The organism is Knoellia sp. S7-12 (genome assembly GCF_040518285.1).
Lineage (GTDB): Bacteria > Actinomycetota > Actinomycetes > Actinomycetales > Dermatophilaceae > Knoellia.
Window position 1 is genome coordinate 3,643,149 of sequence record NZ_CP155449.1, and the last position, 12,875, is coordinate 3,656,023.

Here is a 12,875-nt window from a genome sequence, read left to right on the forward strand (position 1 = left end):
GCGGCCCTTGTGCACGCGTAGACTTGATGTTTCCGTGCGCTCGGCGCACCGCACACATGCAGCTCTGCAGGGAGGGCCTCGATCGTGACGACCACGCGCCCCGGTGGCACTGACACCTCGGCTGATGTCGCTCGCGAGATCGAGATCGAACAGGCGCACGTCGACCGCGTCTACGCCGAACTCGCCAAGGCGTCCCTGCGGGCCAACGACGTCGAGGCCGACGGCATGGCCCGCGGCAAGACGATGCGCACCGGGGACATCCGCGACGAGGAGATCACCGGGCTCTTCGAACGCGATGCCCTGGTGTATGCCGCCGCGAAGCGCCGTGCCGCGATCGAGAAACAGTACGAAGGACTCGTCTTCGGCCGGCTCGACCTCGGCGACATGGAGACCCCGTCCGCTGACCGCGACGTCCGACACATCGGGCGCCTGGGCGTGCGTGACGACGACTACGAACCTCTGGTCATCGACTGGCGAGCACCAGCCGCCGCGGCGTTCTATCGCGCGACACCGGTTGACCCCATGGGCGTTCTGCGCCGCCGGGTGCTGCGCTGCAGCGGAGCCACCGTCATCGGCGCCGAGGACGATCTCATGGTGCCCGAGGCACCGGACGATCTCGTCGTCCTCGGTGACGGTGCCCTCATCGCCGCCCTCACCCGCAGCCGCGGGCGTCAGATGCGTGACATCGTCGCCACGATTCAGCGCCACCAGGACGAGGCGATCCGGGCACCCTCACGCGGGGTCACCGAGATCACCGGCGGTCCCGGCACCGGCAAGACGGTCGTCGCCCTGCACCGTGCGGCCTACCTCCTCTATTCGGAGCGACGGCGTTTCGAGTCCGGCGGCATCCTCGTCGTCGGACCCTCGTCCGCCTACACGGCATACATCGAGCGGGTCCTGCCCTCGTTGGGCGAGGACAGCGTCTCGCTGCGCGCGCTCGGCGACCTCGTCGACGGTGTCACCGCGACGCGCCTGGACCATCCCGAGGTCGCAGCGGTCAAGGGTTCGCTGCGCATCCGGCGCCTTCTGTCTCGCGCGGCCATGCGGCCGCCCGCAGGCGCTCCGTCCCAGCTGCGCGCCTTCATCAACGGGCATGCCGTCCGTCTCGATGAGGCTCTCCTGCACCGCATTCGGCGCCAGGTGCTTCGTTCGAGTCAACACAACGCCACCACCAAGCAGGCACGCGAAGAGCTCGCCCAGGCCGCCTGGAACTCAGTGCGTCAGGGTGAGCGCGACGAGTTCTTCGATGCCTTCGACACCTCACGTGACATCGACGAGTTCATGCTGTCGTGGTGGCGCCAGATCGACCCCCGCGAGGTCCTGCTCACGCTGGCCGACACCGACCATGTCTATGCGCTGGCCCGCGGCGTTCTCGACCACGAAGAGTCTGCGGCACTGGCCCACTCGATGCGTGAGGCGCTCGAGCTGGGCTCGTGGTCGGTCTCCGACATCGCCCTCATCGATGACCTGTCGGCCAAGCTCGGCCAGGTGCAGGAGCCCGAAGCCGAGGAACGCGGCTTCTATGACATCGAGGAGTTCGACGACCTGTCGTCCTACGGCGTCGTCGACGTCCGGGCCGGTGTCGACCGCCGCGTGCGCGCAGGTGACAACCGCAGCGTCGTCACACCGACCGATGCCCGCGAGCGCCTGCTCCACGGCCGGATCGACCGGCCGTCGAGCAGCGCGCACGTCCTCGTCGACGAGGCCCAGGACCTCTCGCCGATGCAGTGGCGCATGCTCGCCCGGCGAGGCCGCAACGCCTCGTGGACCGTCGTCGGTGACGCCGCCCAGGCCTCGTGGGGTGACCTCGAGGAAGCGCGCACCGCGCGTCTCGAGGCCTACGGGTCGCACCAGCTGCGTGGCTTCCACATGGACACGAACTACCGCAACGCCCGCGAGATCTTCGACTACGCCCGCGACGTCATCCTGCCCCTCGTGCCCGACGCCGACATCCCGGCAGCAGTGCGTGAGACCGGAGTTGACCCCGTCGACCGGGTCGTCGACGCACCGCTGGTCGCGTCCGCCGAGGCAGCCGTCGACGAGTTGCTGAGTGAGGTCGAGGGCTCCATCGCGGTCATCACACCGCGCCGGTGGGCCGATCGTCTCGCGCACCTCGATGGCGCCGGTGACGGTCGGGTCCAACTCATCGACCCGCTGTCGACCAAGGGCCTCGAGTGGGACGCGACCGTCGTCATCGATCCCGACGCGATCGTCGACGAGTCACCCGGTGGCGTGCGCGTGCTCTATGTCGTGCTCACCCGCGCGGCGCACCGGATGACGGTCCTGCGCCCCTACTGAAGCCCGACTTATTGCCCGTTCGGCCAGTGAGGAGCTCAGCGACGAACTGGCCGAACGGGCAATAAGTCGGCTGTCAATCCAAGAGGGCGTGGCGCTCGATGATCTCGTGGCGGCCGGGGCCGACACCGATCGCCGAGACGCGGGCGCCGATGAGCTCCTCGACGCGCAGGACATAGGCCTGAGCGTTCGCCGGGAGTGACTCGAACGTGCGGCACTCGGAGATGTCCTCCCACCAGCCGGGAAGCTCTTCATAGATCGGCTTCGCGTGGTGGAAGTCGCTCTGCCCCACCGGCATCTCGTCGTGACGGACTCCGTCGACCTCGTAGGCGACGCAGATCGGGACCGTGTCGAGGCCCGTCAGCACGTCGAGCTTGGTGATGACGAAGTCGGTGACGCCGTTGATGCGAGTGGCGTAGCGGCCGATGACGACGTCGAGCCAACCGCAACGACGCGGACGGCCGGTCGTCGTGCCGTATTCCGCACCCGTCTTGCGAAGGAACTCGCCGTTGTCATCGTCGAGCTCGGTGGGGAAGGGGCCCTCACCGACGCGCGTCGTGTAGGCCTTGAGGATCGCGATGACTCGGGTGACGCGGGTCGGCGGGATGCCGGACCCGGTGCACGCCCCACCGGCGGTCGCGGACGACGAAGTCACGAACGGATAGGTGCCGTGGTCGACGTCGAGCAGGGTCGCCTGGCCAGCCTCGAGCAGCACGTTCTTGCCCTCGTTGAGGGCCTGCTCGAGCACGAGCGCAGTGTCGGCGACCATGGGACGCAACCGGTCGGCATACGAAAGAAGTTCTTCGACCACACGGTCGGCGTCGGCCGCACGCGTGTTGTAGATCTTGACGAGGATCTGGTTCTTGAACGCCAGCGCCGCCTCAACCTTCTGGCGCAGGATGCCTTCGTCGAAGATGTCCTGGATGCGAATGCCGACGCGGTTCATCTTGTCGGCATAGGTCGGGCCGATGCCGCGACCGGTCGTGCCGATCTTGCGGGCGCCCAGGAAGCGCTCGGTGACCTTGTCGAGGGTGCGGTTGTAGGGCGCGATGACGTGGGCGTTGGCGCTGACGAGCAGCTTGCTCGTGTCGACACCACGCGCGTTCAGACCGTCGAGCTCCTCGAAGAGCACCTCGAGGTCGACGACGACACCGTTGCCGATGATCGGCGTGACCGTCGGCGTGAGGATGCCGGAGGGCAGCAGGTGGAGGGCGTACTTCTCGCGCTGGCCGTCCTCGCCCTCGATGACGACGGTGTGACCCGCGTTGTTGCCACCGTTGAACTTGACGACGTAGTCGACGTCCTCACCCATGAGGTCGGTGGCCTTGCCCTTGCCTTCGTCGCCCCACTGGGCTCCGACGAGCACGATTGCCGGCATCTGGTTTGTCCTTCCTTGCGCGAAAGGCCCGCGCGTGCGTGACATGCAAGGGCCCGTCGCGTGCTGACGCGGCGGGACCCCGAGACGACCCAGACTATCGCGGTGCGGCGATCACTCTCGTTCGCGGACCACTCAGCGGGTCTGCGGGCTGCGCTGGGCCAGCGCCGCGCCGAGCTGGAAGCGGGTGTCGACACCATGGACTGACATGAGAGCGGCGACACGACGACGGACGGTGCGCAGACCGATGCCGAGGAACCGGGCGATCGCCTCATCCTTGAGCCCCATGCCGAGCAGCTCGAGCAGTCGCTCGTCCCCCGGCAGGCTGGCGGCGAAGGGCACAGCGTGCGCGTGCTCCCACGCGAGATCGAAGTAGGCCGTGAGCGTCGAGATGAGCAGGGGGTCCCGGACGAGGACGTAGCCCGACGAGAGGTCGCCCCAGCGCGCCAGCCCGACGGCTCCGGCATCTCCGAACACTGCGAACTCCGAACCGACGTGGGGCAGGAGGCGCTGCTCCTCCCCTACTCCGGCCCAGGAACGCAGCCACTGCAGCCCTTGGGGCGTGTCGAGGATCGCGGCGGGATAGATGGTCCGCTGGACGTTCCCGTCGCTGATCCACTGCTGGTTGTCGCGCAACGTCGTGTTGTCAAGGGCCGGCCCGGAGTCAACGACCATGGCGACGTTGCGCAGGACCCCGCTGGCCTCGTGGAGAAGTCGCTGCACGACGGCCGGTGCGATGTCGTCACTGATCGGCTCGACTCCAGCCGTGGGATAGGCAGGGTCCGGCTCCAGCAGTCGGTCGAGCAGACCGCGGACCTTGTCGAGATCCCGCATGCGTTCCTCAATGCGCCCGTCCTCGCGATCGAAGTACTCACGAAGCAGCCGGCCAGGGGACGTGACATCGGGCGAGGTCAGGGGCATCAGTGCCTCCAGCACGAGTGCGGTGGCAGGTTGCTGCCATTGGCATCTAAGTGTCGCAGAAAAGTCTGTGCAGAGGGCATGATGGGCGCACGCTCGTCCCGAGGTGGCAGGGGACACTCACGGACGGGTGCGCGCTTCGGCGCGATTCCCTGGCAGGGGACGGAGGGGCTCGGACCTGGTGGGTCCGAGCCCCTCTTGCTGTTCTCTACCGGGTATGCCGCCCGGCTGGCTTGGTCGTGCGCCCTACAGCCCCAGCTCGCGCGCGCCCGTGGCTGACGAGTCGCGCAGGAAGTCGGCGCAGCGGCGCTGTTCGTCGGTCTCACCGATGAGCCCGGCCGCCTTGGACAGCACGGCGAGGGCGCGCAGGAAACCGCGGTTTGGCTCGTGCTCCCACGGCACCGGACCCTGGCCACGCCAGCCGTTTTTGCGCAGCGAGTCGAGCGCCCGGTGGTAGCCGGTCCGGGCGTAGGCGTAGCCCTCGACCGTGCGACCGTCAGCAAGGGCGTCCTCGGCGAGCGTTGCCCACGCGAGCGACGACGTCGGGTTCGCCGCGGCGACCTGGTCCGCCGCCACGCCCTCGTCGAGCAGCCGCGATGCGGGGTCCTCGGGGAGGCGGGTCTCGGGAATGCCGAGAAGGTTTTCAGTCATGAAGTGTCCTGTCAGGCCTGGTGGGTGCCGGCGGAGCGGAGGTGCTCGCAGGCTTCGCGGACGCGGGCGGCCATACCGGCCTCGGCTTCCTTGCCCCAGGCGCGCGGGTCGTACTGCTTCTTGTTGCCGACCTCGCCGTCGATCTTGAGGACACCGTCGTAGTTGCGCAGCATCCACTCGACGACCGGTCGGGTGAACGAGTACTGGGTGTCGGTGTCGATGTTCATCTTGACGACGCCGTAGTCGACTGCGGCCGCGATCTCTTCAGCCGTCGAGCCCGAGCCGCCGTGGAACACGAGGTGGAAGGGCTTGTCGTTGGGGGTGTTGAACTCCTTGTGGACCGCGTCCTGGGCGGCCTTGAGCACCTCCGGCTTGAGCGTGACGTTGCCCGGCTTGTAGACGCCGTGCACGTTGCCGAACGTGAGAGCGGTCATGTAGTAACCCTGCTCACCGGTGCCGAGAGCGCGCGCCGTGGCAATGGCGTCCTCGGGCGTCGAGTAGAGCTGGTCGTTGATCTCGTTGTCCACGCCGTCCTCTTCGCCGCCGACCACGCCAACCTCGATCTCGAGGATGATGTTGGCTGCCTTGCAGAGGGTGAGCAGCTCGTCGGCAATGACGAGGTTCTCCTCGAGCGGCACGGCCGAGCCGTCCCACATGTGCGACTGGAAGATCGGCAGTCCGCCGGCCTTGACCCGCTCGGTGCTGGCCGCGATCAGCGGACGCACGAAGCCGTCGAGCTTGTCCTTGGGGCAGTGGTCGGTGTGGAGCGCGATGTTGACGGGGTAGTTCTTCGCGACCACTTCGGCGTAGGCCGCGAGCGCGAGCGAACCCGTCACCATGTCCTTGACCGTCGAGCCGGACGCATAGTCACCGCCACCGGTGGAGACCTGGATGATGCCGTCACTGCCTGCCTCGGCGAACCCGCGGATAGCCGCGGTGATCGTCTGGCTCGACGTGATGTTGATGGCCGGGTAGGCGAACGAACCGTTCTTGGCCCGGTCGAGCATGTCGGCATAGATCTCAGGTGTGGCGATGGGCATGGGTTCTCCTTGTGGGCGACGGGCAGGATCTCGGGTCGATCCTTCCACGAGGGTGCTCCCGACAACAGGCAATGCCCAACGACCGGCCGTAACTGGTCGTCAGATCAGGCGGTCACCCTCATCCGGAGGTGACGCCGGCGACCCCGGGTCGACCAGCCTCGACGAAGACGGACGCGCGGGTGAAGGCGGTGCCACCGGGCTTGGTGACCACGGGCGTCACGACGTAGTCGCACTGCAGGTGTTCGCGTGTGAGGGTCACCCGCTGGTAGCCGCGCTGCTTGTTGTGGAACTTCATGTGCGGGTTCTCGTCGAGCCACACCTTGCCGAGCGCGTCCTGATCGGATCCGTCACCGCCAGAGGAGATCGAGGTGCCGAGGAACTCGGTGCCCACGGTCGCCGACGACGCGTCCTTGAAGTCGAGCTTGAGGTCGGCCGCGACGCTCCGGTGCGCGTCACCGGTGAGGACGATGAAGTTGTCGACGTCGCGCTCGTGCACACCGTCGAAGAGCCGCTGGCGCGCTGCGGCATAGCCGTCCCACGGATCGCGCGAATACTGCTCTGGCACGCCGGCTGCGTGATCAGCCTGCATGACGAAGACCTGGTTGGCCAGGATGTTCCACGTCGCTCGAGACGAGCCGAGCCCACCGAGGAGCCACTGCTCCTGCTCGGCACCAAGCATCGTCCGGTTCTCGTCCCAACGCTCGGGGCAGTCGTTGACGCACGCCGCTAGCTGGTCAGTGCGCCACCGCCTCGTGTCGAGGACGTTGAGCTGCGCCAGACCACCGAAGGTCAGTCGACGGAAGACCTGCATCTCGGGTCCCGCGGGCATCGAGGACTTCCGCAGCGGGAGGTTCTCGTAGTAGGCCTTGTATGCCGCGGCGCGCCTTGCGCGGAACACGGCCGGGTCCTGGTCGGGCTCGGTGTCGGGCTGCGAGATGTCGCCGGCCCAATCGTTCTCGACCTCGTGGTCGTCGGGGGTGACGACCCAGGGCGCTGAAGCGTGGGCCGCCTGGAGCGAGGGGTCGAGCTTGTACTGGCTGTAGCGGATCCGGTAGTCCGCGAGCGTGAAGGTCTCGTGGGCAGGCAGATGTGCCCGGCCCAGGGTTCCGACGTTGCCGCCCTCATAGATGTAGTCCCCGAGGTGAACGATGAGGTCAAGGTCGTCCTTGGCCATGTGGTCGAAGGCCGGGAACCAGCCCTCATAGAAGTTCTGACAGCTCGCGAACGCGAAGCGCATCGAGGCCAAGGCAGTGCCGAGGGCCGGAGCGGTTCGGGTCCGGCCGACCGGGCTGAGGTCGTTGCCGACGCGGAAGCGGTACCAGTACTCGCGGTCGGGACGCAGCCCCGAGACCTCGGCGTGAACCGAGTGATTCCACTGTGGGGTCGCCACCTCGGCGCCCGCCCGGGCGATCCTGCGGAAGCCGGGGTCCTCGGCAACCCGCCACTGGACCGGAACGGGACGGGACGGCATACCCCCACGTCCGTCGACGGCAAGGGGCTCGGGAGCGAGCCGGGTCCACAGCACCACGCCGTCCGGCGTCGGGTCGCCGGAGCCGACCCCGAGCGCAAAGGGAGACTCGATCGGCGCGGCCGCACTCAGTGCAGGCGTTGCCACGGTGACGGCGGCCGCGACGGCGGCCCCACCCCCGAGTCCGAGCAGGTGGCGGCGGTCAAGGGTCGGAGGCATGAACGAAGGCATACGGTCCAGACAATCGCGCTGCCGTGGGACAGCAGGCAAACGCCATCTGGCCACCTCGCGACCATCGGTCAACGCGCAAGGGCTAGCTGAGCTCCGCAAGGCGCCGAGAGAGGTGAGCCCGTTCGATCTCGTTGTCACACAGGGTGATTGACCTGCTGATCTGCTCTCTTGCCTCAACCCGGTCGCCCGAGCGGGCGAGGAGCTCACCGCGGACTGCCGGGAGTCGGTGCCCGGGCAGGTCCACACCGTCGAGCAGCGCCAGCCCGGCCCGAGGCCCGTCCGCCTCGGCGACGGCAACGGCTCGGGCGACCCGCACGGCTGGCGACGGAGACACCCGCTCGAGCACGGCATACAGGCTGGCGATGCGGTCCCAACGGGTCGCTTCGGGTGACACCGCAGTCGCGTGTTCAGCCGCAATGCGTGCCTGCAGCCGAAAGCTCTCGGACAGCGGCGTCGCCCCGGGAACGGTCGCGTCCAGCAGGGCCAGCGCCTCGGAGATCTCGTCGTGGTGCCAGCGACCACGGTCCTGGTCCGGGAGGAGCACGAGGGACCCGTCTGGAGCGACCCGGGCGTCACGTCGCGAATGCTGCAGGGTCATGAGAGCGATGAGATGGGCGAGGGTGTCAGTCGGGCGCAGCGCGTGAGTGACGCGAGCGAGGCGGATCGCCTCACCGGCGAGTTCCACGCGCAGAAGGTCTGGCCCGCTCCCGGGCGCATAGCCAGCCGTGAATGCGAGGTATGCCGTGTGGGCCACCGTGTCGAGACGGGCCGGCAGCGCGTCAACGGCAGGGACGGAGAACGGGATGCCCGCTGTGACGATCTTCCTCTTGGCGCGAGTGATTCGGGCGGCCATGGTGGGCTCGGGCACGAGGAAGAGTCGGGCGACGTCGGCGGTCGAGATGCCCATGACGAGGCGAAGTGACAGCGCGGCCGCGCCCTCGGCCGGGAGGGCGGGGTGGGCACACATGAGGACAAGGCGCAGGAGGTCATCGTCGACGACCGAGCCGTCATCGACCATGACACCCTCCGGCGGCTGACGAGCGGCCTCGACGAGAAGCAGCGGCTCCTTGCGGGCGGCCATGGACTCGGCCCGGAGTCGGTCGAGGATGCGGCGCCTCGCTGCCGTGACGAGCCAGGCGCTGGGGTTGTCGGGCTCGCCGTCCTCTGGCCACCTGGTGTGAGCTGTCGCAACTGCCTCCGCGAGGGCGTCCTCAACGAGATCGAGCCGTCGGAACTGCGCGAGGAGCAGGGCCACGAGGCGGCCCCACTCCTCGCGCACGACGCGCTCGAGTGGGGTCATCCCACCTTCTCGCCGGAAGCGTCCAGCTCGATGACTGCTCGGATCTCGACCGCGTAGGCCGGCGGGAGCAGAGACGCAGCCTGGATCGCCGAGTCGAGGTCGGCCAGCTCCACGTCGTAGTAGCCGCCGATCGTCTCAACGGATTCCACGAAGGGACCATCGCTCACCACGGTCTCCCCGTGGGCATGCCGAACGGTCGTGGCCGTCTCCGCATCAGCGAGAGGAGCACCGGACAGGCGTCGACCGTGCTCGTCGACGAACCGGTCGAAGGCCGCGTGCCCCTCGACATAGCCCTGTCGTTCCTCCGGGGTGGCCGCCTCCCATCCGCCCGGCTCGTAGGCGATGAGGACGAGGTAGCGCATCATGACGCCCGGTCCTCGGCGCTGACGACTCGGCGCACCTCGACGCCACCCATGCCTGCGCGGTCGTGGTCCGGTCCGGCGATGAGGCCGACGATCTGGAGCAACCCGTCGAGGTCGTCGGACTCGACCTCGTAGTAGCCCGTCAGCTGTTCGGCCGTTTCGGCGTAGGGCCCATCAGTGATGACAACCTGGCCCTCCGCATCGGCTCGCACGAGCTTGGCCTCACGAGAATGGGTCAACTCGGCGCCGCCCACGACGTCGTGACCCTCTGCAGCGAGGCGCCGGGCGAACTCCTCGTGGCGGCCATAGACACGGGTTCGCTCGTCCGCCGAGGCCGACTCCCACGATGACTCGTCGCCGGGCAGCAGGACGACGTATCTCATGACTCGCGGTCTTCCTGGGTGTTGACCGGGCGCACCTCGATCCCTTCCCCGATCTCGGCAAGCAGCTGACAGCAATCGAGGAGGTCGTCGACGTTCTCGGTCTGCACCTGGTAGAAACCGCCCACCTGCTCGGCCGACTCCGCGAACGGGCCGTCGGTGACTGGCCCCCCTCCGACGGGGATGGACCTGGCCGTGGCCCGGCCCTGCAACTCGGCACCGCCGGTGACAGTGTGACCACGCTTTGCGAGCTCTTCGTCGAAACGGGCGTAGACGGCATACCCGGCGGTGCGTTCTTCTTCAGTCATCGACGTCCACCAACGGTCGGGGTCTCCGACGATGAGCACGACATATTCCTTCATGACGATCTCCTTCTCTCAGACCATTTGGCGGAACTCAAGGTGTTCACCACGGGCCGCGAATTCCTCGCAGATGCGGCGCAGGTCGTCGCCGTCCTCGGAGTCGAGGAGATAGAAGCCGACGATCTGCTCGACGGACTCGGTGAACGGACCCTCGGTGATCAGGGCCGGTCCACCCTCCTTGCCGGGGCGCATCGATACAGCCTGCGCCGACGGTTCCAACGGGCCGGTGGCGATGATCTCGTGCCCTCCGGCAGCGAGGTCACGGTGGAACTGCTCGTGCGAACGCATGCCCTTCTCGTGCTCCTCCGGTGGGAGTTCTGCCCACTCCGCCTCAGGTGCAGGCAGCAGGACGAGAAAGCGGCTCATCGGGTTCTCCTTGTGGTCATGGTGTCGAGGACGCGAGTGCGACCTCACTCCCCTGACGAGCGAACCACAGCCGAATCGACAATGCCCGCGAAACTAGCGCGCCAATGCGTCTGGGAGGCGTTCGGCGTGGACGACGGTGAGGTCGGAGACGGCGCGGGTGAGGACGACATAGAGACGGCGTAGCCCGGTCCGCTCGTCGGGCTCGGCGGCGGCGATCTCTGCCGGTTCGAGGACGAGGACGTGGTCGAACTCGAGGCCCTTGGCGACCGTTGCCGGCACGAGGTCGATCTGGTGGTCCACGTCGCCATGAGTCGCGCCGAGGGTGCCGTGCTCGAGATCTGCCTCGCTCAGCGCGCGCGACACTCCAGCGACCCGAGCGTCGGGCACGATGACACCGATGCTGCCCTCGAGCGCGCTCAGCCGCTCGACCTCCGCCACCGTCGCGCGCACAAGATCTGCCGGCCGCACGGGCACGAGGTCGAGCCGACCCGGGTTGTCTCGCACCGACTCCGGCGCGGCGAGACCGGGTGCTGCCTGTGGCAGCAACCGGGCAGCGAACTCGATGACACTGGCTGGCACGCGGAACCCGCGGCGCAGCTCGGACACCACCCCGTCAGGTTTGCCGAGGTGCTCGAGGCTCTCGGCCCACGACGCCGTCGACCACGGAGTCGTGCCCTGGGCGATGTCGCCCAGGACCGTGGCGGCCCCGGTCGAACAGCGCCGACCCACGGCCCGAAGCTGCATCGGCGACAGGTCCTGCGCCTCATCCAACACGACATGACCCAGGCTCGGGGTGCGGTTGAGCAGGTCACCGAGTTCGTCGAGCAGCACCGTGTCGGCAAGCGTCCACTTCGTTGATCCGGCTGTGCGAGAAGGCTTTTCCCAGAGCAGCCGCCTTTGTTCGTCGCCGCTCAGCACCCCGTCGGCCGCGGCCGCGAGCGCCTGCGCGTCCGACAGCAGCCGATGCAACAGCGCAGGTGCTTCGACCTTGGGCCAGAGCGACCCGGCATACGCCTTGACGGGAGCGCTGCGTGCAACCGCGTCCTGGACGCGATCATCGGGGTACTCCCCCAGTGCTTCCATCTTCATGAGGACGGCGTGGGCAAGGCGCTGCGGGAGCAGCTGCCGCGCCGCGTCGTAGCGGATCTCGCGCCCGGCGAGTCCGTCGACGAGCGGTGCGATGTCGTATGCCGCGACGCGCCACCTGCGTGACCCGCGCGGCACGACCATCGCCTCGGTCGGCGGGACGAGGTGTGACCACACGGCTCGGTGCAACACCACGGCCATCCGGGCGTCGCCCTTGAGGCGGGCCGCTTCGGTCGGCTCGGTCGCGCGAATCGGCACCGACCCGGTCAGTGCCTCGATGCTCGTGTGCCGAACCTCGACCTCGCCGAGAGCGGGCAGGACTGCGCCGATGTGGTCGAGGAAGGCGTCGTTGGGACCGATGACCAGGACACCGCTTCGGCTCAGTCGTTGGCGAAACGCATAGAGCAGCCATGCCGCGCGGTGCAGACCGACAGCGGTCTTGCCCGTGCCGGGCGCGCCCTGGATGCAGACCGTGGTCATCGCATCGACGCGGACGAGGGCGTCCTGCTCGGGCTGGATCGTGGCGACGATGTCGCGCATCGGGCCGACACGGGGGCGCTCGATCTCGGAGGCGAGGATCTGCGAGCGCGCCTCTGGCTCAGCCACATCGAGCAGGTGCTCGTCCTCCATGGCCGTGATCGAACCTCGGACATAGCCGAAGCGTCGACGCAACCGCACTCCCATCGGCTCGGTGTGGGAAGCCCGATAGAACGTCGTCGACACCGGCGCTCGCCAGTCGATGACGAGCGGGTCGCCGGCGTCATCGGTGACATGGCGGCGACCGATGTACCAGCGCTCGTCGGTGTCGAGGTCGACGCGACCGAAGAAGAGTGCCGTCGTCGGGTCGTCCTCGAGCGACCGAGCGCGCCGCCAAAGCGTTTCGGCGAGCGCCTCGGACGAGACGGCGTTGCCACCCTGGATGTCGAGCGCGAGGGTGCGTTCGCGCATGCTGGCCAGCTCGGCGCGGGCGTGTGCGAGGTGGTTCTGTTCTTCCGTGAGCTCCTCGTTCATGGGCATGACGAAGTGCCTCTCCTGAGCTCA

The 12,875-nt window shown here is 68.2% G+C and carries 12 protein-coding genes; 1 reads left to right on the forward strand and 11 read right to left on the reverse strand.

Features of this window, described 5'->3' with window-relative positions:
• Positions 1–84 precede the first annotated feature (84 nt).
• A complete protein-coding gene (locus V6K52_RS17590) occupies positions 85–2,298 on the forward strand; it encodes a helicase (protein ID WP_353951411.1) in 2,214 nt (737 codons plus the stop codon).
• A gap of 73 nt (positions 2,299–2,371) precedes the next feature.
• Here V6K52_RS17590 and V6K52_RS17595 read toward each other — a convergent pair whose 3' ends face one another.
• The 11 genes from V6K52_RS17595 to V6K52_RS17645 form a co-directional block, all read right to left on the reverse strand.
• Positions 2,372–3,673: an adenylosuccinate synthase gene (locus tag V6K52_RS17595; protein ID WP_353951412.1), complete on the reverse strand. Its 1,302-nt coding sequence runs from the start codon at positions 3,671–3,673 to the stop codon at positions 2,372–2,374.
• A 132-nt stretch (positions 3,674–3,805) separates the two neighbouring features.
• Positions 3,806–4,591 carry a hypothetical protein gene (locus V6K52_RS17600; RefSeq protein ID WP_353951413.1) on the reverse strand — a complete coding sequence of 262 codons (786 nt, stop codon included), beginning with the start codon at positions 4,589–4,591 and terminating at the stop codon, positions 3,806–3,808.
• Positions 4,592–4,834: 243 nt separating this feature from the next.
• A complete protein-coding gene (locus V6K52_RS17605; protein ID WP_353951414.1) occupies positions 4,835–5,239 on the reverse strand; it encodes a DUF3151 domain-containing protein in 405 nt (134 codons plus the stop codon).
• 11 nt (positions 5,240–5,250) lie between these two features.
• A complete protein-coding gene (gene fbaA / locus V6K52_RS17610; RefSeq protein WP_353951415.1) occupies positions 5,251–6,279 on the reverse strand; it encodes a class II fructose-bisphosphate aldolase in 1,029 nt (342 codons plus the stop codon).
• Between the two features lie 118 nt (positions 6,280–6,397).
• A complete protein-coding gene (locus tag V6K52_RS17615) occupies positions 6,398–7,966 on the reverse strand; it encodes an alkaline phosphatase D family protein (RefSeq protein ID WP_353951416.1) in 1,569 nt (522 codons plus the stop codon).
• A gap of 94 nt (positions 7,967–8,060) precedes the next feature.
• Positions 8,061–9,278, reverse strand: a complete 1,218-nt coding sequence (locus V6K52_RS17620; RefSeq protein WP_353951417.1) for a DUF6596 domain-containing protein — start codon at positions 9,276–9,278, stop codon at positions 8,061–8,063.
• Positions 9,275–9,643, reverse strand: a complete 369-nt coding sequence (locus V6K52_RS17625) for a YciI family protein (protein WP_353951418.1) — start codon at positions 9,641–9,643, stop codon at positions 9,275–9,277. The genes V6K52_RS17620 and V6K52_RS17625 overlap by 4 nt, the downstream gene beginning before the upstream one ends.
• Positions 9,640–10,023, reverse strand: coding sequence for a YciI family protein (locus V6K52_RS17630; RefSeq protein ID WP_353951419.1), 384 nt, complete (start codon positions 10,021–10,023; stop codon positions 9,640–9,642). Before V6K52_RS17630 ends, V6K52_RS17625 begins: the two co-directional genes overlap by 4 nt.
• Positions 10,020–10,382, reverse strand: a complete 363-nt coding sequence (locus tag V6K52_RS17635) for a YciI family protein (protein ID WP_353951420.1) — start codon at positions 10,380–10,382, stop codon at positions 10,020–10,022. Before V6K52_RS17635 ends, V6K52_RS17630 begins: the two co-directional genes overlap by 4 nt.
• Positions 10,383–10,397: 15 nt before the next feature.
• On the reverse strand, positions 10,398–10,748 hold the full coding sequence (locus tag V6K52_RS17640; RefSeq protein WP_353951421.1) for a YciI family protein: 351 nt from the start codon (positions 10,746–10,748) through the stop codon (positions 10,398–10,400).
• 93 nt (positions 10,749–10,841) lie between these two features.
• Entirely contained in the window at positions 10,842–12,851 is a 2,010-nt protein-coding gene (locus tag V6K52_RS17645; protein WP_353951422.1) for an AAA family ATPase, read from the reverse strand.
• Positions 12,852–12,875: the final 24 nt, after the last annotated feature.

What these genes read in the sequence shown, in the direction of transcription:
- V6K52_RS17630 (WP_353951419.1), bottom strand. Translation starts at nt 10,023, where the DNA reads ATGAGATACGTCGTCCTGCTGCCCGGCGACGAGTCATCGTGGGAGTCG.
- V6K52_RS17595 (WP_353951412.1), bottom strand. Translation starts at nt 3,673, where the DNA reads ATGCCGGCAATCGTGCTCGTCGGAGCCCAGTGGGGCGACGAAGGCAAG.
- V6K52_RS17625 (WP_353951418.1), bottom strand. Translation starts at nt 9,643, where the DNA reads ATGATGCGCTACCTCGTCCTCATCGCCTACGAGCCGGGCGGATGGGAG.
- V6K52_RS17635 (WP_353951420.1), bottom strand. Translation starts at nt 10,382, where the DNA reads ATGAAGGAATATGTCGTGCTCATCGTCGGAGACCCCGACCGTTGGTGG.
- V6K52_RS17640 (WP_353951421.1), bottom strand. Translation starts at nt 10,748, where the DNA reads ATGAGCCGCTTTCTCGTCCTGCTGCCTGCACCTGAGGCGGAGTGGGCA.
- V6K52_RS17620 (WP_353951417.1), bottom strand. Translation starts at nt 9,278, where the DNA reads ATGACCCCACTCGAGCGCGTCGTGCGCGAGGAGTGGGGCCGCCTCGTG.
- V6K52_RS17615 (WP_353951416.1), bottom strand. Translation starts at nt 7,966, where the DNA reads ATGCCTCCGACCCTTGACCGCCGCCACCTGCTCGGACTCGGGGGTGGG.
- V6K52_RS17605 (WP_353951414.1), bottom strand. Translation starts at nt 5,239, where the DNA reads ATGACTGAAAACCTTCTCGGCATTCCCGAGACCCGCCTCCCCGAGGAC.
- V6K52_RS17600 (WP_353951413.1), bottom strand. Translation starts at nt 4,591, where the DNA reads ATGCCCCTGACCTCGCCCGATGTCACGTCCCCTGGCCGGCTGCTTCGT.
- V6K52_RS17645 (WP_353951422.1), bottom strand. Translation starts at nt 12,851, where the DNA reads ATGCCCATGAACGAGGAGCTCACGGAAGAACAGAACCACCTCGCACAC.
- fbaA (WP_353951415.1), bottom strand. Translation starts at nt 6,279, where the DNA reads ATGCCCATCGCCACACCTGAGATCTATGCCGACATGCTCGACCGGGCC.